This is a genomic window from Cellulosimicrobium sp. 72-3 (assembly GCF_013127315.1).
In the GTDB taxonomy this organism is placed as follows: domain Bacteria; phylum Actinomycetota; class Actinomycetes; order Actinomycetales; family Cellulomonadaceae; genus Cellulosimicrobium; species Cellulosimicrobium funkei.
The window spans coordinates 1094480-1117879 of sequence record NZ_CP053419.1 but is presented as its reverse complement, the minus strand read 5'-3'; the positions used below and the strand labels follow the sequence as shown (position 1 = coordinate 1117879).

Here is a 23400-nt window from a genome sequence, read left to right as displayed (position 1 = left end):
ATCACCTCATGCGTCGTCACCCGGGGTCGGGACCAGACCCGTCGCCAGGGTAATGGACGGCCACAGCCAGGCGCAGCGGTCCGGCGCGCCCTGGCCGGGCTGCAGGACGCCCGGGTCCGTCGGGTCGTCGGCGATCCGCTCGAGCAGGGACGCCGCGAGCTCGCCCGCGAGGACGGGCGCCGCGAACGACGTCCCGCTCCACGTCGCGAACCCGCCCTGGAACCCCTCGGGGTCGATCGTGGCGCGGTATCCCGGGCCCCACAGCTCCTGCACGTGGCGCGAGGGCGCGACGGCGCCGTCGATCGTGCGCGGGATCGTGGACACGAGGGCCGCGCCCGGGCGGGTGCACGTGATCCAGGGGCCGTCGTTGCTGAAGAGCGACACCGTCCCGTCGGGGTTCTCCGCACCGACCGTGAGGACCGGCGGCTCGTCGAGGAGCAGCGTCACTCCCTCGAGCGGGACGGGCGGCTCCGCCTTCCTGTTGATCCGCGGGGCGAATGCCGCCGGGTAGGTCGGGCGGGTCTGGCCGTCGTTGCCCGACGACACGACGACGATGACCCCGTACCGGCGCAGCGCGCGGATGAGCGCTCCGAACGGGGCGTCGAAGTCCGCGTCCTCCGGGCGCTCGTGGTAGTACCCGAGAGAGAGCACGAGGACGTCGATCGGCGCGTAGCCGTCGCGACCGGCCAGGCCGAGCACGTGCCACAGGAGCACGCGGCGCAGCGTCCGCAGCAGGTCGCGCTCGGGCACGATGCCCGACCCGCCGTAGAGGCGCGGGGCGAGGATGACGGCGTCCGGGCAGAGCTGGTGCACGAGGCCCGCGATGAACGTCCCGTGGCCCGCGACCGGGTCGAGCGGACCGGTCAGGGGCGAGACGGACACGCCGCCGATCTCCGGGTCCTCGTACGGGTACTCCGTCGGCGGGAGGGTCGACAGCGGCTGACCGAGCAGCTCGGGGTCGCGCACGACGATCGTGCCGCGCGTCTCGAGGTCGTCGTCGAACCACGGGTGCTCGCCGACGCCGGTGTCGAGCACGGCGACGACGGGGCGACGGACGCCGTCGCCCGCGACCCACGGCGTGTCCCCCGCGGGCAGCGCACGGCGCGGCACGGGCCCGATCCAGCTCACGGGCGTGCGGCCGCCCGAGCCCGGCAGGGAGTACTCCGCGGTGCCCGCGAAGGGGTGCGGCTGCGTGTAGGGATGGGGCTGGGTGTACGGGTGCGGCTGCGTGTAGGGATGGGGCTGGGTGTACGGGTGCGGCTGCGTGTACGGGAACGGCTGGGTGTACGGCTGGCCGCCGATGAACGGGGTCGGCGCGACCATGTGGTCGAGCGCGAGCCGCGGGCTGTGCCGGTCGTCCGGGCACAGTCGTCCGCTCAGCTCCTCGACGAGGCGCCAGGCGTCGGGGAGCTCCCCCTGCGTGTCGTCGCGGTAGCGCAGACGCACGGAGTAGCCGAACGTGCGGAGCAGGTCGGTCGTCGTCTCCGGGTCGAGGTCGGCCTCGCGCACGAGCTCGGCGTCGTCGATGCTCTCCTGCTGCACCTCCACGCGAAGGCGGAGGCGCTCGGCCGCGCGCTCGAGCCACCGCAGGGAGCGGTTCCCCTCGCGGTCGAACGGCGACTCGGGGATGAGGATCCGGTCGCCCACGTACCAGGTCGGGTGCGGGGACTGCTGCCCGGCGCGACGCTGCGCGGCGACCGGGTCGATCGTGCGGGTGCGCCACTGGAGCCGGCTCGGCCGGTCACCGAAGAAGCCGGGGTCCGCCGCGGCGGGGGGTTCAGGGGTCTCGCTCACGTGCTCCTCCTCGGGAGATGACGTTCGTCCGGTGCCGCGCGCGTCGTCGTCGACGGGCGGCCGCCCGCGCACCGCTGCGCGGGGAAGGGTTGCTGGTGGTCCTGCGGTCGGTGGGCCGCGGGCGTCGCCCGCGGCCCACCGGGTGCTAGAGCTCGACGACCGGCGTGCTCACGGCACCGCCGGCGCCGTCGGCGCGGCGGACCACGAGGCTCGCCGGGCCGCGGTCGACGGCCTCGAAGACGAAGCGGCCGTCGTCGTCGCTCGTCGTCTCGCTCACCACGCCGGGGCGGTGCAGCTCGACGCGCAGCGCCGTCGCGGGGGCGGCCCAGCCGTCGATGCGGATGCGACCGTCGTCCGTCGGGGACAGCGAGATCATCACCGTGACGGACTCGGACGTGAACGTGATCGTGCGCGCCTCGACCGGCGGCGCGTCGCCGCGCACGGACGTCGCGGGGGCCTGGACGTACTCCAGCTCCATGACCTCGGCCTCGAGCCCGGCGAGCGTGATCGCGAAGAGCGACCGCTCGACGAGGCCGTCCGGGACGGGGTCGATCTCCTCGGCGATCCGCGCGAGGTCGGCCAGGAGGGCGAGGTCGACGGCGTCGAGCGGCTCGTCGGGGCTGTGCGTCGGCTCGGTGCTCATGATACTTCCCACGGTTCCCCCTGGTCGTCGATGATGTCGCGCAGCTTGGCGAGGCAGCGGCCCCGCGTGGAGCCGATGCTCCCGACGGGCATGCCGATGGCGGCCGAGATGGCCTTGTAGTCCGGACGGTCGGCGAGCGACACGAGGTGCAGGAGCTGGCGGCAGCGTTCCGGCAGCCGGTCGAGCGCGGCCCAGAGGGAGCGGTCGCGCTCGTTGCGGAGCACCTCGACGTCCGGCGTCGGGTCGCCCGACGGGAGCTCGGGGACGCCCTCGTCGGTGTCGTCCGGGAGCTCGGTGCGCCGTCGGGCCTCGTCGCGGTGCTTGCGCACGGCCTCCCAGGCTGCGCGCTTGGCCGTGATGAGCAGCCACTTGAGGACGGCGTGCGGCTCCTTGATGGTCATCGCGTTGCGCACGAGCGCGACCCACACCGTCTGGACGAGGTCGTCGGCCTGCTCGCGCTCGACGCCCTGCGCGCGCACCGTGTGCCACAGGAGGGGGGACGCCTCGCGGACGAAGTCCCCGAGCGCCTCCGGGCGGCCGTCGCGGTACTCCAGGAGCGCGAACGCGCCCCGGTCCCCCAGGCTGAGGCCCGGTTCGCCGGTGTCGGCCACCTCGTCGGTCGTTCTGGTCATGGGGCGCACTGTCCTCGGCACGCTCGTCCGGTCAGGCATCAGCGGGGGGTCCCCGGAAGCGCCTGATTCTACGGCCGGGCCGGTGGGGTCGACAACCATCGTCACTGGTCACACCCCTCCCGGCTCGTGCGGTTGCGTCGCATCTCGTCCCTCCGGCACACGGGCGGGAGCGTCTGGTCGGCGCTCCTCCACCCGGACGAGAGGGGCGGACCGCCCGTCTGATACATCGCGGTCGGTTCCGTCCGGACCGGTCCCGGTCCGGGACCCGCACCGGCGGACCCGTCCGGATCGCGCACCGCTCCGAACCCGGGGCGACGCGCGGAGAGGCCGCGCGACCACCGAGCGGAGACCACCATGACCTCGTCCCCGAACCGCCTGCTCGCAGCCGTCTTCGGCACCGTCTACCTGCTGGTCGGCCTCGCCGGCTTCGTCGTGACGTCGGGGGTCGGCTTCGCCGCCACCGAGGGCCGCAACCTCCTGCTGTTCGAGGTGAACCCCCTGCACAACATCGTCCACCTCGGCATCGGGGCGGCGCTGCTGCTCGCGTCGCGCAGCGTCCGGGCCGCGCGCGGCACGAACGTCGCGATCGGCGCGGTGTACCTCCTCGTCGGCGTGGTGGGGCTGTTCCTCGTCGACACCGGCGCCAACATCATCGCGCTCAACGGCGCCGACAACGTGCTGCACCTCGCCAGCGCGCTGCTGCTCCTCGGCGTCGGGCTCGCCGCGGACCGCGAGGACGCGGGCCGCGCCGTCACGGCATGACGACGCCCGTCCCGACCCGCCGCGTCGGCGCCGCGCTCGCGCTGCTCGGCGCCGGGATCGTCGACCTCGGGCTCGTCCGGGGCGCGTTCCCGGCGCCGTCCGGCCTGCTCGCGCTGGCCACCGGGGCCGGGGAGCTCGTCGTCGCGCTCGTGCTCCTCGCCCGCGGACCGCGGCCCGGGCGCCCGACGGCGGTCCCGCGCCTCGGGATCGCCCTGCTCCTCGTCGCGACCGTCGCCGGGGTGGCCGTGCCCGTCGTGTCCGGCGTGCCGCTCTCCGCGGGTGCGGCCGCCGCGGCCGCCCTGCGGGTCGCGTCGGCGTGCGTCCTCGCCCGACCGGCGCGCGTCCCCGCCGACGGCCCGCCGCCGCGCGCCGGGGCGCGGCTCGTCGCGCTCTTCTCGGTGTCCGTCGTGGTCGCCGCCGTCGCGACGTTCGGTCTCGGCGGGACCGACGCCGCGCGGCACGCCGTCCCGCACGGGTCCCACCTGCCCGCCCTGGGGCACCTGCCGGGTCACGGCCAGGCCCACGACGGCGGCCCCGGCACCGCGCCGTGAGGGCCCGACGGCGGCTGCGCCCGGAGCGGCGCCACGCCTCCCGGAGGGTACGAGTTCTCCCGTAACCGCGGGGCCCGAAGTTCCGGGGAATCCCTCATGCCGCGCGGCGGGCACCGGGCCTAGCGTCGGGAGCGACCCCTGCACCCACACCGCGGGTGCGGACCGGCGAGGCGCGACGACGCGCCCCGCACGAGCACGAGGAGCACCTCCGTGAGAACAGTCCTCCCCGGCCGCACGCGCGGCCTCACCGGGCGCGCGCTGCGCGCCCTCGCCTCCGTCGTCGCCGCGGCGACCGTCGTCGCGGGCGGCGCGCTCGCCGCCGCGCCCGCGACCGCCGCGGCGCCGTCCGCCGCCCCCGCCGCTCCCGTGAGCGCCGCCGCGCCGTCGGGCAGCACGCAGTGGCTCACCGGCTACTGGCACAACTTCGACAACGGCTCCGTGACGATGCGCCTGTCCGAGGTCCCCCAGGCGTACAACCTCGTGGCGATCGCGTTCGCGGACAACCTCGCCGGGACCCCCGGCGGCATCACGTTCAACCTCGCGAGCGCGGAGCTCGGCGGCTACACCGAGGCCCAGTTCAAGGCAGACGTCGCGGCCATCCGGGCCCAGGGCCGCAAGGTCGTCATCTCCGTGGGCGGCGAGAAGGGGAACGTCATCGTCTCGAACGCGACCGAGGCGAAGAACTTCGCCGACACCACGTACGCGCTCATGCAGAAGTACGGGTTCGACGGCGTCGACATCGACCTCGAGCACGGCATCAACGCCACGTACATGTCGAGCGCCCTCCACCAGCTCGCGGCGAAGGTCGGTCCGAGCCTGATCCTCACCATGGCGCCGCAGACGATCGACTACCAGGCGACGAGCATGGGGTACTACCAGCTCACGCTCGCGATCAAGGACATCCTCACGATCGTCAACACCCAGTACTACAACTCCGGCTCGATGATGGGCTGCAACCAGCAGGTCTACTCGCAGGGCACGGTCGACTTCCTCACCGCGCTGACCTGCATCCAGCTCGAGATGGGCCTGCGCCCCGACCAGGTGGGCATCGGCGTCCCGGCCGTGCCGCGCGCCGCGGGCGGCGGCTACCAGCCGCTCGCGAACGTCGTCAAGGCCGTCGACTGCCTCGAGGTCGGCACCGGCTGCGGCGCCTTCGAGCCCGCGAAGCCGTACGGCAAGATCGGCGGCGTCATGACCTGGTCGATCAACTGGGACAAGACCAACGGCTACCAGGTCGCGTCCGTGATCGGCGGCCGCCTCGCGAGCGGTCCGACCACGCCCACGGAGCCGACCAACCCCACCGAGCCGACCAACCCCACCAACCCGACGAACCCCACCAACCCCGGGACCTGCACCGCGACCGCGTGGTCGGCCTCCGCCGTCTACACCGGTGGCGCCCGCGTCTCCCACCAGGGCCGCACCTACGAGGCCAAGTGGTGGACCACCAACGAGAACCCCGCGCAGAGCGGGCAGTGGGGCGTCTGGAAGGACCTCGGCGCCTGCTGACCCGGCCGGCGCACCCTCGGGCGACCTGCTGAGACGACGACGGCGCGGCACCCTGGTCGGGTGCCGCGCCGTCGTGCGTGGTGCGGACGGAGGACCGTCCGCGGGGAGGACTGCCGTCAGGCGGCGTCGTCCTCGAGCAGCTTCGTCGTCTTGGACTGGTCCAGCGGGATGCCGGGGCCCATCGTCGTCGTCAGCGTGGCCTTGGTGATGTACCGGCCCTTCGAGGACGACGGCTTGAGACGCAGGACCTCTTCGAGAGCCGCCGCGTAGTTCTCCACGAGCGCCTTCTCGTCGAACGAGACCTTGCCGATGATGAAGTGCAGGTTGCCGTGCTTGTCGACACGGAACTCGATCTTGCCGCCCTTGATGTCCGACACGGCCTTCGCCACGTCCATCGTCACGGTGCCGGTCTTCGGGTTCGGCATGAGACCACGGGGGCCCAGCACCTTGCCCAGACGACCGACCTTGCCCATGAGGTCCGGCGTCGCCACGGCGGCGTCGAAGTCGGTGTACCCACCGGCGACCTTCTCGATCAGGTCGTCGCCGCCGACCTCGTCGGCACCGGCCGCACGGGCCTCCTCCGCCTTCGCCGCGTTCGCGAAGACGATGACGCGGGCGGTCTTGCCCGTGCCGTGGGGGAGGTTGACCGTGCCACGGACCATCTGGTCCGCCTTGCGCGGGTCGACACCGAGGCGGAACGCGACCTCGACGGTCGCGTCGTACTTCACGGTCGACGTCTCCTTGGCGAGACGGATCGCCTCGAGCGGCGCGTAGAGACGCTCGCGGTCGATCTTCTCCTCGGCGTTGCGGTACGCCTTGCTGCGCGTTGCCATCTGCTTCTCCTTCTGCAGTCGTGGTCAGCGGGTCCGCGCGGACCCTGCCACTGCCGCCCACGGTCGTGGACGGACACTTCCGATGTTGCCACGCTCGGCCCGACGCATCGTCTGCTCGGGCCGAGCGCCGCTCACGCTCCGGCAGGACTCGCTGGCGCTCGTCCTACCTCCGCGCTCGCTCTGCTCAGCCCTCGACAGTGATGCCCATCGAGCGGGCCGTGCCGGCGATGATCTTCGACGCGGCGTCGAGGTCGTTCGCGTTGAGGTCCTCGAGCTTGGTCTGGGCGATCTCGCGCACCTGGTCCGCGGTGATCTTCGCGACCTTGGTGGTGTGCGGCGTCGCCGAGCCCTTCTGCACGCCCGCGGCCTTCTTGATGAGCTCCGCCGCCGGCGGGGTCTTCGTCACGAAGGTGAACGAGCGGTCCTCGTAGACCGTGATCTCGACGGGGATGACGTTGCCGCGCTGCGACTCGGTCGCCGCGTTGTAGGCCTTGCAGAACTCCATGATGTTCACACCGTGCTGACCGAGCGCGGGGCCGATCGGCGGCGCGGGCGTCGCCGCACCGGCCTGGATCTGGAGCTTGATGAGGCCGGAGACCTTCTTCTTGGGAGGCATGACTCTTCCCTGGCTTTCTTCTCGTGGGCCGACGCCGTGGGCGATGACCCGGTTGCAGTACTGCGCTCACGCGGGGCGGCTCGGGCCGCCCGCGCGTCAGATCTTGGCGACCTGGTTGAACGACAGCTCGACCGGGGTCTCCCGGCCGAAGATGGAGACGAGGACCTTGAGCTTCTGGTTCTCGACGTTGATCTCGGAGATCGTGGCGGGCAGCGTGTCGAACGGGCCGTCCGTGACGGTGACCGACTCGCCGACCGTGAAGTCGACCTCGACGGGAGCCTTCGCCGCGGCCTGCGCGGGCTTGCCGGCCTCCGGGGCGGGGGTGAGCATCGGCGCGAGCATCGAGAAGACCTCGTCGAGCGTCAGCGGCACCGGCTGGTGGGTGTGCCCGACGAAGCCGGTGACACCGGGCGTGTGGCGTACGGCGCCCCACGACTCGTCGGTGAGGTCCATGCGCACGAGGACGTAGCCGGGGATGCGCACGCGTCGGACGATCTTCTTCTGCGCGTTCTTGATCTCGGCCACCTCCTCCATGGGGACCTCGATCTGGAAGATGTAGTCCTCCATGTTCAGGCTCTGGATACGGTTCTCCAGGTTGGCCTTCACACGGTTCTCGTAGCCCGCGTAGGAGTGGATGACGTACCAGTCGCCCGGCTGCGAGCGCAGCGTGCGCTTGAACTCCGCGACCGGGTCCTCGATGACGTCGCCGTCCTCGTCGGCCGGGCGGACCTCGTCGGCCTCGTCGTCGTCCGACGGCTCGTCGTCGTCCGACGCGTCGTCGGTCTCGTCAGCGGCGTCGTCCGTCGCGTCGTCGTCGGCCTCGTCAGCGGCGTCGAGGGCCTCGTCGGCTCCGTCGACCGCCGGGACGTCCGTGGTCTCGTCGACGTCGTCCTGGGCACCCTCGGGCTGCGTCGGGTCGACGTTCTCCGTCTGGTCCAGCGACTCCTGGGACACGAACGAACCTGCTTTCTCAACGAACTGCTCGAAGACTTCTTCTGGAAGCGCCGACGGCGCCCCGAGAGGCGCCGGCTGCCGTGCTGACCCGGCCTGGCCGGGGAAGGTCGTGCGCTAGCCGAAGACCCACCGGACGGCCTGGCCGATCCCCAGGTCGAGGACGGTCACGAACGCCATGACCACGACCACGAAGACGAGGACCACCGTCGTGTAGGTGATGAGCTCGGACCGCGTCGGCGTGACGACCTTGCGGAGCTCGGCGACCACCTGGCGCACGAACAGGGCGATGCGCGCGAAGACGTTAGGCTTCTTGTCCGCGGACGGACCGCCCTTCTTCTTCACCTCGTCGGCGCGTGCACCGCCTGCGCCCACGGCCTCTGACGGCGATTCGCTCACTCGATCTTCCCCATCGCTCACGTACGGGACCTGCTCGAACCCTCGGTGCGACCCGGTGTCGGGCCGCGCGCGGATCCCGGGAAGGTCCCGCGAGAGCCACGCCGTGCAGGGTAGACAGGACTCGAACCTGCAACCTGCGGTTTTGGAGACCGCTGCGCTACCAATTGCGCCACTACCCTTCGTGCCGACGGCGCCTCGCACGGCCTCGCTCCCCGGACGAAAGTCGTCTCACGGGCGCGGACCAGCGTGGCGGGCGTCAACCACCGAGGGATCACTGTACGCGACGCGGCGCCCCTGGTCGAACCACCGTCCACCGATCGGTGGACACGAGGTCCGGACGAACGGGCGTCGCGGGCCGGGGCCCCGCGCCGACACGCTGGTCCCATGACGACGACACCCCTCCCCGCCGGCCCCCGCGGCGCCGGCTCCGGCCCCGGCGCCGGCGCCGGGCAGAGCGGACCGGCCGTGGACGTGCGCGGCCTGCGCAAGCGCTACGGCCCCAAGCAGGCCGTGGACGGCATCGACCTGCGCGTCGAGCGCGGCGAGATCTTCGCGGTCCTCGGCCCCAACGGCGCCGGGAAGACCACCACGGTCGAGATCCTCGAGGGCTTCCGCCGCCGGGACGCGGGCGAGGTCCGCGTGCTCGGTGAGGACCCCCAGTCCGCGGGCCGCGCCTGGCGCTCGCGCCTCGGCGTCGTCCTCCAGGACTCGCGCGACCAGGCCGAGCTCACGGTCGCCGAGCTCGTCCGGCACTTCGCGACGTTCTACCCGACGCCGCGGGACCCCGACGAGGTGATCGACGCCGTCGGGCTGCGGGAGAAGGCCCGCACGCGCACGCGCCAGCTCTCCGGCGGGCAGCGCCGACGGCTCGACGTCGCGCTGGGGATCGTCGGCCGGCCGGAGCTGCTGTTCCTCGACGAGCCCACGACGGGGTTCGACCCCCAGGCCCGCCGCGCGTTCTGGGCGCTCGTCCGGTCGCTGCGCGAGGACGGCACGACGATCCTGCTCACCACGCACTACCTCGACGAGGCGGCCTACCTGGCCGACCGCGCGGCCGTCGTGCGGTCGGGGCGGGTCGTCGCGCTCGACGCGCCCGACCGTCTCGGGGGCGCGGAGGCGCGCCGCCCCGTCGTGCGGTGGCTCGACGGCGGCACCCGGCGCTCCGAGCGCACGGACTCCCCCACGGCGGTCGTCGCGGCGCTCGCCGCGCGGTACCCCGACGGCGAGGTCCCCGGGCTCGAGGTGACACGCCCGAGCCTCGAGGACGTCTACCTCGAGCTCATCGGCGAGCCGGCCGCGTCGAGCGACCCGGCGCCCGCCCCCGACCGGCCCGGCGCACCCGCCGCGGCCCGCACGCCCGACGACGCGACCGTCGTCGTCCCCGAGGAGGCCCGACCGTGACCGTCGCCCCGACCACGCGCGCACCGCGCGCCGCCCTGCCCGGGCCCGCCCGCCTCGGCGTCGAGCGCACGCGCGCCGAGCTGCGCGGGTTCTTCCGCGAGCGCGACGCGGTCGTCTTCATCTTCACGTACCCGCTCATCATGCTCGCGATCTTCGCGACCGTGTTCGACGGGCAGGACCAGGGCGACGCGGGCTACTCCGTGCCCTTCGCGCAGTACTTCCTGCCGGGGATGATCGCGACGGGCGTCATGCTCACGAGCTTCCAGTCGCTCGCGATCTCGATCGCGGTCGAGCGCGACGACGGCGCGCTCAAGCGCCTGCGCGCGACCCCGCTGCCCGCGTCGGCGTACTTCTACGGCAAGGTGGGCCTGGTCCTCGCGACCTCGATCGTGCAGACGGCGCTCCTGCTGCTCCTCGCGGCCGTCGTGTACGACGTCCCGATGCCCTGGGACATGCCCGACGCCGCGACCCGGCTCACGACGTTCGCGTGGGTGTTCGTGCTCGGGTGCGCCGCGGGCGCCGTGTGCGGGGTCGCGTTCTCGTCGCTGCCGCGCTCGGGCCGGTCCGCGACGGCGGTCGTCACGCCCGTCGTGCTCGTGCTGCAGTTCATCTCCGGGGTCTTCTTCGCGTTCTTCGCGCTGCCCGCGTGGATGCAGACCGTCGCCTCGGTGTTCCCGCTCAAGTGGATGGCGCAGGGCATGCGCTCGGTCTTCCTCCCCGAGCAGGCCGCGGCGCTCGAGCCGTCCGGGTCGTGGCAGCACGGCGCGACCGCTGCTGTACTGGTCGCATGGCTGGTCCTGGGGCTCGTGGTGGGCGCGCGGTCGTTCCGGTGGCGGCGCCGTGACGACGGCTGACCCGCCGTCGCCCGCGGGCGGGCTCCCGGCAGCCGGGGACCGGGCCGGGGGCGAGGACGGGGCCGGGGACGGTGCGGCCACGGCCCAGCTCGACGGCACGTGGGCGCGCGACGTGCGCTGGTGGGACGTGGCGTTCTACGTCATCGTCGTGCTCAGCGCGCTCGCGCTGCTCACCGCGGGCGTCGCCGGCACGGCCCTGCTCGTGTCGCTCGCCGCGCTCGGGACGATCCTCCTGGCCTACCTCGCGTGGGGGCGGCGCGCGGCCCGCACGCGCGCCCAGGTGCCGGCGCACCTCTACCTCGTCGTCGCGATCGCCGGGACGCTCGTCGTCGTCGGGCAGGACGCGCTCGGCACGCTGCTGCTGTTCGCCGTCTTCACGCAGATCTGGATGCTCTCGGAGCACCTCTGGGCGCAGGTCGTGCTGTGCGTCGTGCTCGCGGCGGGCACCGCGCTCGCGCTCGCGTTCGACCCGGCGACGGGGCGCGTCGAGCCCGACGAGCTCGCGAGCGCCGCGCCGCAGATGGGCGTCGCGCTCGCGTTCGCGCTGAGCCTCGGGCTGTGGACGGCGCACACGATGCGGCAGTCGGAGCGGCACGCGCGCCTCGTCGACGCGCTGCGCGCGACGCAGGCCGAGCTCGCGCGCTCGCACCACGAGGCGGGCGTGCTCGCGGAGCGCGAGCGGGTCGCCCAGGAGATCCACGACACGCTCGCCCAGGGGTTCACGAGCGTCGTCATGCTGGCGCAGGCCGCGGGCGCCGACCTGGACCGGGGCGCCCCGGACGCGGCGCGCGAGCGCCTCGCGCTCGTCGAGTCGACGGCGCGCGACAACCTCGCCGAGGCCCGCGCGTTGGTCGCGGCCTCCGCGCCGGCCCCGCTGCAGGGCAGCACGCTCGGGGAGGCGCTGCGCCGCCTCGCGACGCGCTTCACCGAGGAGACGGGGACGCGCACGGAGCTCGCGGCCGACGACGTCCCGGGGCTGTCGAGCGCCGAGGAGGTGGTCCTGCTGCGCTCGGCCCAGGAGGCGCTGACGAACGTGCGGCGCCACGCCGGGGCGGGCGCGGTGCGGGTCGTGCTGCGCCGCGACGCGGACGGGACCCTCCTGGAGGTGTGCGACGACGGTCGCGGGCTGCCCGCCGACGCGGCCGAGGGCTACGGTCTGCGAGGCATGCGCGAGCGCGTCGCCGCGGAGGGCGGCAGCCTCGAGGTCGGGCCCGCGCCGGGCGGGGGCACGCGCGTCGCGGTGCGGCTGCCCGCGACGGGCGTGGGCACGGGCCGGACGGCCCCGACGAGGCGAGGAGCGGTGCGGTGACGAGGACGACGGGCCGGGACGGCGCGGTGCGGGTGCTCGTGGTCGACGACCACCCGGTCGTGCGCTCGGGCATCGTGGGGATGCTGGCCGCCGAGCCCGACCTCGCGGTGGTCGGGGAGGCGGGCGACGGCGCGCAGGCGGTGGAGCTCGCGCGCGAGCTGGCGCCCGACGTCGTGCTCATGGACCTGCGGATGCCCGTGCTCGACGGCGTGGGCGCGACCGCGGCGATCCTCGGCGCACCGGGCCGCGGGCGCGGGGCGGCGGGGCCGCGCGTCGTCGTGCTCACGACGTACGAGACGGACGCCGACATCCTGCGGGCCGTCGAGGCGGGCGCCACCGGCTACCTGCTCAAGGACACGCCGCGCGAGGAGCTCGTCGCGGGCGTGCGCGCCGCGGCGCGGGGGCAGACGGTGCTGGCGCCGAGCGTCGCGACGCGGCTCGTGACGTCGGTGCGCGGGACGGAGCGGCTCACGGACCGGGAGGTCGAGGTACTGAGGCTCGTGGCCCGCGGGCTGTCGAACGCGGCCGTCGGGCGCGAGCTGTTCATCGCCGAGGCGACCGTGAAGACGCACCTCCTGCGGGCCTTCGCCAAGCTCGGCGTGGACGACCGCACCGCCGCCGTGACGGTCGCGATGCAGCGCGGGTTCCTCCCCGGGGCGTGACGCGCGCGGGCGGTGTCGGCACCCCGACCTGCGGCGGGACCTGCGCCGCGGTCGGCCCGCGTCCGACGGCGGGCGCCCGGCGCCCGTGACAGACTCCCGCTGTGCGAGACCTGGCGACGCTCCCGAAGGCCCACCTGCACCTGCACTTCACGGGGTCCATGCGGCCCGACACGTTGCGCGACCTCGCCGCGCAGTACGGCGTGCGGCTCCCCCACGCGCTCGTCGACGGCGACCCGCTGCGCCTGCCGCCCACCGAGCGCGGCTGGTTCCGGTTCCAGCGCCTGTACGACGCGGCGCGCGCGTGCGTGCGGTCCGAGGCCGACATGCGGCGCATCGTGCTCGAGGCGGCGCAGGACGACGCCGCGGAGGGGTCGGGGCGGCTCGAGATCCAGGTGGACCCGACGTCGTACGCGCCGTTCGTCGGGGGCATCACCCCGGCCGTGGAGATCGTGCTCGACGCCGCCCGGTCCGCGAGCGCCGCGACGGGGACGGAGGTCGCGGTGGTCGTCGCGGCGTCGCGCACGCGGCACCCGCTCGACGCGCGGACCCTCGCGCGGCTCGCGGCGCAGTACGCGGGCGAGGGCGCGGGCGAGGTCGTGGGGTTCGGCCTGAGCAACGACGAGCGACGCGGCGACACGGCCGAGTTTGCGCGCGCGTTCGCGATCGCGCGACGGGCGGGGCTCGCGTCGGTGCCCCACGGCGGCGAGCTCCTGGGCCCCGGCCACGTGCACGAGGTCGTGCGCGAGCTGGTCCCGGAGCGCCTGGGCCACGGGGTGCGGTCGGCGGAGGACCGGCGCGTCCTCGACGACGTCGTGGACCGGGGGATCGCGCTCGAGGTGTGCCCGGCGTCGAACGTCTCGCTCGGCGTCTACGAGGAGGCGGGGCAGGTCCCGCTCGGCGCGCTCGTCGACGCGGGCGCGCAGGTCGCGCTCGGCGCGGACGACCCGCTGCTGTTCGGGTCCCGGCTCGTCGGGCAGTACGAGACGGCGCGGCGCGAGCACGGGTTCTCCGACGCGGAGCTCGCCGACCTCGCGCGGTCGTCGATCCGGGCGAGCCGCGCGTCGTCGGGCACCAAGCGACGGCTGCTCGCAGGCGTGGACGACTGGCTCGCGGCGGGCTGACGCCCGCGTGCGTGCGGGCCGCCGGGGATCGGCGGGCTGACGCGAGCGGTCACGCGCGCGTCGCGACGACGAAGACGCGACGGAACGGCAGGAGCGTGCCTGCGCCGCGCTCCGGGTACGCGTCCCGCAGCGCGGCGGCGTACTGCGCGACGAACGCGTCGCGCAGGTCGTCGGGGAGGGCCTGGAGCACCGGACGGGCGCCCGTCGCGGAGACCCAGCGCAGCACGGGGTCCGGGCCGTGGAGCACGTGGAGGTACGTCGTCTCCCAGGCGTCGACGGTCCAGCCGAGCGTGGTGAGCGCGTCGAGGTAGACCTCGGGATCGTGCGCCGCGGGGCGCTCGACGCCCGCGGCGTGCGCCGCGTACGGGGGTCGGGCGGCGAGCTCGCGCAGGAGCCGGTGGCTCGGCGCGTCGTGGTTGCCGGGGACGGAGAACGCGAGCGCGCCGTCCGGGGCGACGTGGTCGGCGAGCCGGGGAAGCAGGTCGAGGTGACCGGGCACCCACTGGAGCGTCGCGTTGCTCACGAGGACGTCGGCGGGCGCGGGCGGCGCCCACGAGCGCACGTCCGCGAGCTCGTACCGCACCCAGGGGGCGGACGCGTCACGCCGGGCGGTGGCCACCATGGCCGGCGACGCGTCGATGCCGGTGATCGCGGCGTCGGGCCAGCGCGCGTGCAGGAGCGGGGTCAGGTGGCCGGGGCCGGACCCCAGGTCGACGACCGTGCGCGCGTCGACGGGGACGCGTGCCACGAGGTCGGCCATCGGGCGCGTGCGCTCGTCGGCGTGGCGGAGGTAGAGGGCAGGGTCCCAGTCGCGTGGCATGACGGCTCCGTCCTGTCGCAGTATCTAGACGTCAACAATCTTGACATCAAGATACACACGTCCTCCCGGCTCGTCGCGCGGACTCTCATGTGCGTCTCATCCGGCTCTCCGATACTGGGTCCATGACTCGCCGGACCGTCGCGTGGCTCGTGGGGGCGCTCGTGCTCGTCCTCGCCGGCGCCGCCGCGGCGGGCGCGCTCGCCGCGCGGCCGCAGGACCGCGACGTCGGCGTGGCCGTCGTCGTGACGCCCGCTCCCCCGGCCGCGACCCCGACGACGCCGGCCCCGACGCCCAGCCCGACCGACGACGACGGTGACGGCGACGACACGGACGACGACCGCGTCACGCCCGCCCCGCCGTCGAGCGACGACGACCGGGACGACGACTCGGACGACGACTCGGGGGACGACTCCGACGACGACGCGACCGACGACCAGGACGACGACCGTGACGGCCCCGACCGGGGCGACGGGTGAGGCGCCGGGCGCGCGGCGCGGGGCTCACGGTCCGCACCCGGATGCTCGCGGCGTTCCTCGGCCTGTCCGCCCTCGCGCTCCTCCTCGCGGGCGGCGCGGCGTGGTTCCTGCAGCGCGGACAGCTCGACGCGCGCATCGACGAGAGCCTCGTGCGGAGCGCGAACGAGCTCCGGCGGATCGCGGGCTCCGGCGTGAACCCCGTGACGGGCGAGCCGTTCCGGTCCGCCGAGGACGTCGTCGTCGCGTCGATCCAGCTCACCGTGCCCGCCCAGAACGAGGGCGTGCTCGGGCTGCGCGAGGGTCGCACGCCGCTCGTGTCGCAGCAGGACGTGCGCCTGCGCCTCGAGGCGGACGCCGAGCTCGTCACCGCGCTGTCGCCGCTCGTGGCGGGCGACCACGTGGTGCTGCGCTCGGTCGGGACGGCGACCGCGGACTACCGCGCGCTCGTCGCACCCGTGCGCGCGACCGGGGCGGACGGCGCCGGGCCGCCCGCGGCGCTCGTCCTCGCCTACGACCGCTCGGCGGAGCACGCCGAGTTCGCCCAGGTCTTCCGCACGTACGCCGTCGTCGCGCTCGGCGCGCTCGTGCTCATCGGCGTCGTCGGCTGGGTCGTGGCCGGCCGGCTCCTGCTCCCGATCCGCACGCTCTCGCGCACCGCGCAGCGCATCGGCGAGACCGACCTCTCCGCACGGATCCCGGTCACCGGCAACGACGACCTCTCCGACCTGTCCCGCACCGTGAACGGCATGCTCGACCGGCTCGAGGGCGCGTTCGACTCGCAGCGCCGGCTCATCGACGACGTCGGGCACGAGCTGCGCACGCCCCTCACCGTGGTGCGGGGTCACCTCGAGCTCATGGACCCGCACGACGCGACCGACGCGACCGAGACCCGCGACCTCGCGCTCGACGAGCTCGACCGCATGAACCGCCTCGTGGACGACCTCGTGACGCTCGCGACCGCCGGGCGCCCGGACTTCGTGCGTCCCCTCGACACGGACCTCGGGCGCCTGCTCGACGACGTCCACGACAAGGTCCGCACGCTCGGCGACCGGCGGTGGCTCGTCGACGCGCGCGCGGACGTCGCGGTGCGGGCCGACGCGCAGCGCCTCACGCAGGCGCTCCTCCAGCTCGCGGCCAACGCGGTGAAGTTCTCGGCGCCCGGGTCGGCCGTCGCGCTCGGCTCGGCCGTGTCCGACGACGGCGCGCGCGTGCGCGTCTGGGTCCGCGACGAGGGCGTCGGGATCGCCCCCGAGCAGCAGGAACGGATCTTCGAGCGGTTCGCGCAGGCCACCACGCCCGGCGCGGCGCACCCCGAGGGCGCCGGGCTGGGGCTCGCGATCGTCGCGGCGATCGCCGACGGGCACGGCGGTCGCGTGCACGTCGCCTCGACGCCCGGCGTCGGGTCGACGTTCACGCTCGACCTGCCGCTCGTGCCGGTCCCAGGGGCCGCCCCCGCGACGGCCGACGCCACGACCCCGTACGGGGCGACCGCGCCGACCGCACCCACGGCGCCGTCCGCCGCGACCCCCGAGCTGCCGCCGGACACCCCGGGCGCGCCGCCGACCAGCCCGGGGGCGGGCTCCGAGACCCGCACCCAGAGCAGCACCGAGACCGACACCGACCCCGACGGAAGGACCACCCGGTGAGCCAGATCCTCGTCGCCGAGGACGAGACCCGCATCGCGTCGTTCGTGGCCAAGGGGCTGCGCGCCGCGGGCTACGCGAGCACCACGGTCGCGACGGGCCGCGAGGCGTTCGACCTCGCGAGCAGCGGCGACTTCGCGCTCCTCGTGCTCGACCTCGGCCTGCCGGACCAGGACGGCTTCACCGTGCTGCGCCGGCTGCGGGAGACCGGGAACGCGATCCCCGTCATCATCCTCACGGCGCGCACGTCCGTCACGGACACCGTCGCCGGGCTCGAGGGCGGCGCCGACGACTACATGGCCAAGCCGTTCCGCTTCGAGGAGCTCCTCGCGCGCATCCGGCTCCGGCTGCGCAGCGAGCCCGCGGGCGAGGTCACGGTGCTCACGCACGGCGCGCTGAGCCTGGACCTGCGCACGCGGCGGGCCCGGACGTCCGACCGCGAGGTCGACCTCTCCGCGCGCGAGTTCGCGCTCGCCGAGGCGTTCCTGCGCAACCCCGGGCAGGTCCTCAGCCGCGAGCAGCTCCTGTCGCGCGTGTGGGGGTACGACTTCGACCCCGGCTCCAACGTCGTCGACGTGTACGTGCGGTACCTGCGCAACAAGCTCGGCGCGGAGCACTTCGTCACCGTGCGCGGGATGGGCTACCGCCTCGCGGACGCGCCACGGCGCTCCTGAACCGACGACGACGCCCGCCCCGGAGGCCGGGGCGGGCGTCGTGCGGGCGCAGGCGGCGAGGCCCGGGCCCGGTCAGGTCGCGGACTGCGGCGACGGCGGGGTCACCGGGCTGGCCGGCGTGCTCGCCGTCTGCGCGGTGTCCGCCGTGTCGGCCGTCGGGGCGGTGCTCGCGGTGTTCGCCGTCTGGCTCGTCACGGCGGAGGCCGCCGTCGTGGGCGACGCGGACGTGTTCGCGGAGCCCGCGGTGACCGTCGTGATCGACGTCCCGTTCTGGACGTCCGTCGGGCTCGGGGTGGCCGACGCGGTCGCCCCGGCCGTCGCGGCCGTCGCGGCGTCGGACGTCGTCACCTCGACCGACGGGGAGACGACCGCCTCGTCGGGGGCGTCGAGCGCGCCCTGGGCGGCGGCCATCGTGGCCCCGAGACCGACCGCGCCGAGCGCCCCGGTGACGATCCATGCGCTGCGTGCCTTCATGGTGCTTCTCCTTCGTCCGATGGTGCGCACGACCCCTCGGCCGTGCAGGTCTCGAGCCTCCCGCTCACGCGTGAGAGGCCGAGGAGGTCGTCATGAGAGTGCTCTCAGGAACCGGCAGCAGCCCGTCGGCGACCGCGAGCCAGGCCTCCGCGAGCTCGCGCGAGCCCGCGCCCGGCACGAGGGACAGCACGACGCCCGCGGCCCGGGCGCGCAGGCCCGCCGGGTCGACGGCGGTCCCGAACACCGCGAGGCACCGCTCGACGAGCCCGCCCACGCCCCCGTACACGGTCGGCGCGAGCGCGGGCAGGACGGCGAGGTGCCCGACCAGGCACGCGAGGTCGTCCACGCGGTGGCCCGGCCCGAGCGTGTCCACGTCGAGCAGCGCGGCCACGCGCGGCCGGGCCGTCGCCCCCGGGACGTCGACGGCGTCCGCGCCCGCGGCGAGCAGGACGTTCGCCTCGTAGAAGTCGCCGTGCGTCGCGACGACGGGGCCCGGGTCGCGCGTCGCGACCGCGTCCCCGACCGCGCGCGCCACGCGCCGCACCCGCCCGGCGTCGAGCCCGTGGACCGCGAGCGCCGACGTCGCGTAGTGCTCCACGCGCTCCGCCCACGCGGGTCGACGGCGCAGCGTCGTCGCGCGCTCCGGCAGCGCGTCGAGCGCACGGAGCAGCTCGCGCGGGTCGATCGCGTCGGGCTGCGCGGCCGGCCCCGACGCCGCGAGGTGCTGCGCGAGCGACGGGCCGCGCGCCTCCTCGAGGACCACGAGGCCGTCGTCGTCCCGGGCGAGGCACCGCGGGGCGCGCACGGCCCCGTCCTGGAGGAGGTCGTGGCGGCGCGCGAGCGCGCGCGCCCGGCCGGGCCGGACGACCTTGACGTAGAGCGTGCGGGAGGGCGTCCGGACGCGGAGCACCGCGCGCCGCAGCGGCCGGTAGGCGACCATCGCCACGGACTCGACGGACTCGCCCGGGGCGAGCACGCCCGCGTCGTCCAGGCGGCGCGTGAGCCCGGGTGCGTCGCACGCCGCGGCGAGCGCGGGAAGCGCCGGGTCGGCCGGGTGCCGCCACACGTGCACGACGCGCGGCCCGTCCTCCAGGCGCGCGACACCCGGCCCGACGGCGTCGGGCGGCAGGGGCGCCGTCGTGGCGAGCAGGTACGCGGTCGCGTCGACGGTCGCCACCGCCCCGCCGGGCCGCGCCGGGAGCGTGCGGCGCGCGACGACGTCGTACCCGACGGTGACCTCCGCGCCGGGGCGCGCGTGCACCTGGTGCACGCGCCACGTGCCGAGCGCGGCGCCGTCGGCCCCGAGCGCCGCGTCGAGGAGGCCGCCCGCGTCGGGACCGGTGAGCAGGTCGAGCCAGGCGCGCTGGTCGGGGACGGCGGGGGCGATCGTCATGCGCCCAGGGCACCGTGCGCGCGTGGAACGGGGGTGAGAGCGCGATGAGAGTCCTCTCATCGAGTCCGCACCAGGCCGCCCGGCCACCCTTGACCCGCGGGCGGGTCCGTGGGAATGTATCGATGTGTTGATACAAAGTGTCTCCGAGGAGCCGGACGGGGTCGATCTGTTCTTCCCCGCCGCGTACGACCTGCTGTGGAGCGTCGTCGCCCTCGCCGCGCTCGCGGGCGTCGGCGCCCTCGTCGTGCTCGCCGTGCGTGCGCTGACGCGCGAGCCGGCGCCCGCCCTGCACGGGCTCGCGGACGGCGACCCGGTGCGGCGCGCCGCCCGACGGCACGCGACGACCGTCAGCGTCGCCGCGGCGACCGCCGCCGCGCTCGTGGGCGCCGTCCTCGTGCAGGCCGTGACGACCGCCGTCGGCGGCCTCGCGGAGGGCGTGCTCGTGGGGCTCTCCCCCGCGCTCGTCGGCCTGGCGTTCCTCGGGGCGCACGCCGTCGGCGAGCGCACCTGGCCGCGCCAGCGCACGGCGGTCCGGGCGGCCACGCTGCGCCCGCGCACGGTGTCCGACGTCGCGCCGCGCGGCCTGCGCCGCCTCACCTGGGCCCTCGGCGCCCTCGTGCTCGTGCTCACCGTCGTCGGTGGCCTCACCGCCGGGGCGGACGGGCGGTCCGTGACGCGCGTGCTGGGCGACGTCACGTCCACGGCCGGCCCCTACCCCGGGTGGTTCTACGGCGCGTGGCTCGCCGCCGGTGGGGTGCTGCTCGTGGCCGGCGCGGAGGGCGTGCTCCGGCTGGTCGCGCGCCGCCCCGCCGTCCCGCGCGTCGAGCCCGGGTGGGACCTCGCGCTGCGTCGCGCGTCCGCGCACCGCGTCCTGCGCGGCACCCAGCTCGCGCTCGGGCTCACCGCGGCCGGCACGCTCGCCTACGGCGCGAGCGCCGCCGCCCGGGCGGGCTACCCCGGGGCGGTCGTGCTCGTGGTCGTCGCCGTCGGGATCGCCCTCGTGGCGGTCGCCGTCGGCGTGCGTCCCGCCCCCGACCCCGACGCGGAGGTCGCCGCCCCGGCGTCCGCGTTGCACGGGCGTCGCGATGGGTGAGCTGCGCGTCGAGATCGACCTGCGCACCGGCCTCGCCCCGTACGAGCAGATCCGGAGCCAGGTCGTCGCGCACGTCGCGGCCGGGCGGCTGCGCGTCGGGGACCGCCTCCCCACGATCCGTGCGCTCGCGACCGACCTGGGTCTCGCCCCCGGGACGGTGGCCCGCGCGTACCGGGAGCTCGAGGCGGCCGGAGTCGTCACGACGCGTCGTCGGGCCGGGACGGTCGTCGCCGACGGCGTCTCCCCCACGGACGTCGCCGCGCGCCACGCCGCGCACGAGCTCGTGCGCACCGGCCGCGAGGCCGGGCTGTCGGACGACGCGATCGTCGACGTCCTGCGCGGCGCGCTGCTCGGCGCGCACCGCACGGACCGGGGCGCGCCGCACTGACCACCGGCACAGACCGTGCGTCACGACCGGGTCACGATCCGCCGAGAACCGGCGCCGTCGTCCGACCGGGCGCGGCGGACGGCGCATGATGGACCATCGCGGCGACGCCGCGGCAGACGAAGGGGGACCAGGTGGAGCAGGGAACCGTCCGCTCGACCGTGACCGCACCCGCGGCCGGCGCGCGACCGACGGCGGCACCGCGCCGCCACGGGCCCGTCCGGCGGGCGGTCGCGCGCGCCGTCGTGCCTGCGCTCGCCGCCGCGCTGGCCCTCGCGGGCTGCCAGGCGGGCCTGCCGGACATGGAGCCCGGGCGGACGCCGTCGGCCTCCGAGAGCCCGGCCTCGCCGGAGCCGACGAGCCCGAGCCCGTCCGCGCCCACCACGACCCCGGAGCCCACCCCCACCGAGACGCCCGAGCCCGAGCCGACGCCCACCGAGACGCCTGAGCCCAGCACCCCGCCGCCCGCCGCCGAGCCCACGCCGACGCCCGAGGCCCCGCCCGAGCCGGTCGAGCTCGCGCGCGGGGCGACCGGCGAGCGGGTGGTCGCCCTCCAGCAGCGCCTCGCCGACCTCGGCTACTTCATCGGCGCGCCCGACGGCGACTTCGGCGGCGGCACCCAGCAGGCCGTGTGGGCCCTGCAGAAGGCGGCGGGCCTCTCGCGCGACGGCGTCGTCGGACCGGCGACCCAGGCCGCGCTCGACGAGGGTGTCACGCCGCAGCCGCGCAGCGGGTCGGGCAAGGTCGTCGAGATCGACCTCGACCGTCAGCTCCTGCTCGCCGTCGAGGACGGTCGCGTCGTCACGGTGGTCAACGCGTCGTCCGGGAACGGCGAGTCGTACGAGGCGAAGGGGCGCACCTACCGCGCGAGCACGCCGCGCGGCACGTTCCAGGTGGGCCGGCAGGTCGACGGGAACCACTCGTCCAGCCTCGAGCTCGGCGACATGTGGCGCCCCAAGTTCTTCACCGGCGGGATCGCGGTGCACGGCTCGGGGTCGATCCCGCCGTGGCCCGCGTCGCACGGGTGCGTCCGCGTCGCGAACTCGGCGATGAACTGGCTCTGGGACACCTGGCGCGCCGACCCCGGCACCACGGTCCTCGTCTACTGAGCCCCGCGCGTCGGGCGGGTCAGAGCGCGACGCCGACGAGCACCGGCTCCGGCACGAGCTCGACGCCGAACGCCTCGACGACGCCGTCGCGCACCGCGCGCGCGAGCTCGACGACGTCCTCCGCGCTCGCCCCGCCGCGGTTCGTCAGCGCGAGCGTGTGCTTCGTCGACAGCCGCGCGAGGCTCGACGGGCCGTGCACGCCGAACCCCTTGGTGAAGCCCGCGTGCTCGATGAGCCACGCGGCCGACGTCTTCACGAGCGTCGGGTCGATCTCGCCGAGGCTCGGGCCGGTCGTCCGGGTCGGCGTCGCCGTGCGGACCGGGTACCGCGGGGCCTCGGCCGGGAGCAGGTCCGCCTGCTCGGCCGGGACGACGGGGTTCGTGAAGAACGACCCGGCGCTCCAACGGTCGTGGTCGGGCCCCGCCGCGGGGTCGACGTCGGGGCCGACGCCGTCGAGCAGCATGCCCTTGCGCGCGCGCAGAGCGAGCACCGCGGCGCGCACGTCCGCGCTCGGCGCGCGGTCCCCGACCTGGACGCCGAGCGTGCGTGCCAGCTCGGGGTACGCGACCGGCGCCGACAACGACCCGAGCCGCGCCTGGAAGCCCACGTCGAGCACGACGTAGCGGGGCGACGGGTACCAGGGGCCGTCGTCGTCGGACCCGGCGCCGGCGTCCACGTGCATGCTGCGCTTGAGCAGCGACGTCCGGTAGCCGAACGCGAGCTCGCCCAGGGCGAGCGTGCGCACCCGCGAGCGCGCGCGGTCCCAGACCCGCACGGTCGAGACCACGCCCGCGACGTCCTGCCCGTACGCGCCGATGTTCTGGACCGGCGCCGCGCCTACGGTGCCCGGGATGCCCGACAGCGCCTCGACCCCGACCCACTCCTCCGCGACCGCGCGCGCCACGAGCTCGTCCCAGTCCTGGCCCGCCGGGGCGTGGAAGCTCGCGCCCCCGCACGAGTCCTCCGCGTCGACGGTGATCCCGCGCCGCAGGTCGCGCACGACGACGCCGCCGAACCCCTCGTCGCCCACGAGCAGGTTGGAGCCTCCGCCGACCACGAGGAGCGGCTCCCCCGCCTCGTCGGCGGCCCGGACGATCTCCAGCAGCTCGGCCTCGCTGTGCGCCTCGACGTACCGGTCCGCCGGCCCGCCCACGCGCAGCGTCGTCAGCTCGGCGAGCGACGGCGTCCCGACGGCCTCGGGACGCAGCCCCGGGGCGGTCCCGACGATCTCGGGCAGGTCACGGTCCACGGGGGCGGCAGGTTCGCAGGTCACGCGTCCAGCGTAGTTCGGGTTCCCCG

At 75.4% G+C, this 23400-nt stretch carries 25 protein-coding genes and 1 tRNA gene; 14 read left to right on the top strand and 12 right to left on the bottom strand.

Annotated elements, in window-relative coordinates:
* Positions 1-6: 6 nt before the first annotated feature.
* The 3 genes from HKK73_RS05000 to HKK73_RS04990 form a co-directional block, all read right to left on the bottom strand.
* Positions 7-1794 (bottom strand): S8 family serine peptidase, encoded by a 1788-nt coding sequence (locus HKK73_RS05000; protein WP_157446670.1) that lies wholly within the window; start codon positions 1792-1794, stop codon positions 7-9.
* 145 nt (positions 1795-1939) lie between these two features.
* Positions 1940-2437 carry a hypothetical protein gene (locus HKK73_RS04995; RefSeq protein ID WP_034653625.1) on the bottom strand — a complete coding sequence of 166 codons (498 nt, stop codon included), beginning with the start codon at positions 2435-2437 and terminating at the stop codon, positions 1940-1942.
* Positions 2434-3069: an RNA polymerase sigma factor gene (locus HKK73_RS04990; protein ID WP_085388399.1), complete on the bottom strand. Its 636-nt coding sequence runs from the start codon at positions 3067-3069 to the stop codon at positions 2434-2436. The genes HKK73_RS04995 and HKK73_RS04990 overlap by 4 nt, the downstream gene beginning before the upstream one ends.
* Positions 3070-3423: 354 nt before the next feature.
* On the opposite strand from HKK73_RS04990, the gene HKK73_RS04985 reads away from it, so the two are divergent.
* The 3 genes from HKK73_RS04985 to HKK73_RS04975 all read left to right on the top strand — a co-directional run bounded on the left by HKK73_RS04985 (position 3424) and on the right by HKK73_RS04975 (position 5888).
* A complete protein-coding gene (locus tag HKK73_RS04985; protein ID WP_021483202.1) occupies positions 3424-3831 on the top strand; it encodes a DUF4383 domain-containing protein in 408 nt (135 codons plus the stop codon).
* Positions 3828-4382: a hypothetical protein gene (locus tag HKK73_RS04980; protein ID WP_085388400.1), complete on the top strand. Its 555-nt coding sequence runs from the start codon at positions 3828-3830 to the stop codon at positions 4380-4382. Before HKK73_RS04985 ends, HKK73_RS04980 begins: the two co-directional genes overlap by 4 nt.
* 210 nt (positions 4383-4592) lie before the next feature.
* Positions 4593-5888, top strand: a complete 1296-nt coding sequence (locus HKK73_RS04975; RefSeq protein ID WP_085388401.1) for a glycosyl hydrolase family 18 protein — start codon at positions 4593-4595, stop codon at positions 5886-5888.
* Between the two features lie 116 nt (positions 5889-6004).
* Here HKK73_RS04975 and rplA read toward each other — a convergent pair whose 3' ends face one another.
* The 5 genes from rplA to HKK73_RS04950 all read right to left on the bottom strand — a co-directional run bounded on the left by rplA (position 6005) and on the right by HKK73_RS04950 (position 8866).
* On the bottom strand, positions 6005-6721 hold the full coding sequence (rplA, locus tag HKK73_RS04970) for a 50S ribosomal protein L1 (protein WP_034653773.1): 717 nt from the start codon (positions 6719-6721) through the stop codon (positions 6005-6007).
* Positions 6722-6905: 184 nt separating this feature from the next.
* Positions 6906-7337 carry a 50S ribosomal protein L11 gene (rplK, locus tag HKK73_RS04965; protein ID WP_021482529.1) on the bottom strand — a complete coding sequence of 144 codons (432 nt, stop codon included), beginning with the start codon at positions 7335-7337 and terminating at the stop codon, positions 6906-6908.
* Between the two features lie 96 nt (positions 7338-7433).
* On the bottom strand, positions 7434-8291 hold the full coding sequence (gene nusG / locus HKK73_RS04960; protein ID WP_085388402.1) for a transcription termination/antitermination protein NusG: 858 nt from the start codon (positions 8289-8291) through the stop codon (positions 7434-7436).
* A gap of 114 nt (positions 8292-8405) precedes the next feature.
* Positions 8406-8687, bottom strand: a complete 282-nt coding sequence (gene secE / locus HKK73_RS04955; protein WP_031316181.1) for a preprotein translocase subunit SecE — start codon at positions 8685-8687, stop codon at positions 8406-8408.
* A 106-nt stretch (positions 8688-8793) separates the two neighbouring features.
* Positions 8794-8866 (bottom strand) — tRNA-Trp (locus HKK73_RS04950).
* A 205-nt stretch (positions 8867-9071) separates the two neighbouring features.
* On the opposite strand from HKK73_RS04950, the gene HKK73_RS04945 reads away from it, so the two are divergent.
* From HKK73_RS04945 to HKK73_RS04925, 5 genes are all read left to right on the top strand, one after another.
* A complete protein-coding gene (locus HKK73_RS04945) occupies positions 9072-10088 on the top strand; it encodes an ABC transporter ATP-binding protein (protein ID WP_085388403.1) in 1017 nt (338 codons plus the stop codon).
* Positions 10085-10942: an ABC transporter permease gene (locus HKK73_RS04940; RefSeq protein ID WP_043656145.1), complete on the top strand. Its 858-nt coding sequence runs from the start codon at positions 10085-10087 to the stop codon at positions 10940-10942. The genes HKK73_RS04945 and HKK73_RS04940 overlap by 4 nt, the downstream gene beginning before the upstream one ends.
* On the top strand, positions 10929-12251 hold the full coding sequence (locus HKK73_RS04935) for a sensor histidine kinase (RefSeq protein WP_085388404.1): 1323 nt from the start codon (positions 10929-10931) through the stop codon (positions 12249-12251). Before HKK73_RS04940 ends, HKK73_RS04935 begins: the two co-directional genes overlap by 14 nt.
* A complete protein-coding gene (locus HKK73_RS04930; protein WP_256380366.1) occupies positions 12248-12913 on the top strand; it encodes a response regulator transcription factor in 666 nt (221 codons plus the stop codon). Before HKK73_RS04935 ends, HKK73_RS04930 begins: the two co-directional genes overlap by 4 nt.
* Positions 12914-13014: 101 nt before the next feature.
* The gene (locus HKK73_RS04925; protein WP_171467567.1) at positions 13015-14034 is read left to right on the top strand and encodes an adenosine deaminase; all 1020 of its coding nucleotides are present in this window, start codon (positions 13015-13017) and stop codon (positions 14032-14034) included.
* A 49-nt stretch (positions 14035-14083) separates the two neighbouring features.
* Here the strand turns inward: HKK73_RS04925 and HKK73_RS04920 are convergent, their stop codons facing one another.
* Positions 14084-14854 (bottom strand): methyltransferase domain-containing protein, encoded by a 771-nt coding sequence (locus HKK73_RS04920; protein ID WP_171467566.1) that lies wholly within the window; start codon positions 14852-14854, stop codon positions 14084-14086.
* Positions 14855-14976: 122 nt separating this feature from the next.
* Between HKK73_RS04920 and HKK73_RS04915 the strand changes: the two genes are divergently transcribed.
* Genes HKK73_RS04915 through HKK73_RS04905 form a run of 3 tightly spaced genes read left to right on the top strand, consistent with a single transcriptional unit; the run spans position 14977 to position 17647 of the window.
* On the top strand, positions 14977-15330 hold the full coding sequence (locus HKK73_RS04915) for a hypothetical protein (RefSeq protein ID WP_171467565.1): 354 nt from the start codon (positions 14977-14979) through the stop codon (positions 15328-15330).
* A gap of 41 nt (positions 15331-15371) precedes the next feature.
* On the top strand, positions 15372-16976 hold the full coding sequence (locus HKK73_RS04910) for a cell wall metabolism sensor histidine kinase WalK (protein WP_171468682.1): 1605 nt from the start codon (positions 15372-15374) through the stop codon (positions 16974-16976).
* Complete coding sequence (locus HKK73_RS04905; protein WP_034654727.1) at positions 16973-17647, top strand: response regulator transcription factor; 675 nt, start codon at positions 16973-16975, stop codon at positions 17645-17647. The genes HKK73_RS04910 and HKK73_RS04905 overlap by 4 nt, the downstream gene beginning before the upstream one ends.
* 72 nt (positions 17648-17719) lie before the next feature.
* On the opposite strand, the gene HKK73_RS04900 is transcribed toward HKK73_RS04905, so the two are convergent.
* Both HKK73_RS04900 and HKK73_RS04895 read right to left on the bottom strand, forming a co-directional pair.
* Positions 17720-18121, bottom strand: coding sequence for a hypothetical protein (locus HKK73_RS04900; protein WP_171467564.1), 402 nt, complete (start codon positions 18119-18121; stop codon positions 17720-17722).
* 64 nt (positions 18122-18185) lie between these two features.
* Complete coding sequence (locus HKK73_RS04895) at positions 18186-19514, bottom strand: hypothetical protein (RefSeq protein WP_085388408.1); 1329 nt, start codon at positions 19512-19514, stop codon at positions 18186-18188.
* A gap of 124 nt (positions 19515-19638) precedes the next feature.
* Between HKK73_RS04895 and HKK73_RS04890 the strand changes: the two genes are divergently transcribed.
* The 3 genes from HKK73_RS04890 to HKK73_RS04880 all read left to right on the top strand — a co-directional run bounded on the left by HKK73_RS04890 (position 19639) and on the right by HKK73_RS04880 (position 22101).
* Complete coding sequence (locus HKK73_RS04890; RefSeq protein ID WP_171467563.1) at positions 19639-20607, top strand: hypothetical protein; 969 nt, start codon at positions 19639-19641, stop codon at positions 20605-20607.
* Positions 20600-20995: a GntR family transcriptional regulator gene (locus HKK73_RS04885; protein ID WP_114554408.1), complete on the top strand. Its 396-nt coding sequence runs from the start codon at positions 20600-20602 to the stop codon at positions 20993-20995. The genes HKK73_RS04890 and HKK73_RS04885 overlap by 8 nt, the downstream gene beginning before the upstream one ends.
* 131 nt (positions 20996-21126) lie before the next feature.
* On the top strand, positions 21127-22101 hold the full coding sequence (locus tag HKK73_RS04880) for a L,D-transpeptidase family protein (RefSeq protein WP_253705789.1): 975 nt from the start codon (positions 21127-21129) through the stop codon (positions 22099-22101).
* Between the two features lie 19 nt (positions 22102-22120).
* Here HKK73_RS04880 and HKK73_RS04875 read toward each other — a convergent pair whose 3' ends face one another.
* Positions 22121-23338 (bottom strand): UDP-N-acetylmuramate dehydrogenase, encoded by a 1218-nt coding sequence (locus HKK73_RS04875; RefSeq protein ID WP_051028616.1) that lies wholly within the window; start codon positions 23336-23338, stop codon positions 22121-22123.
* Positions 23339-23400 lie beyond the last annotated feature (62 nt).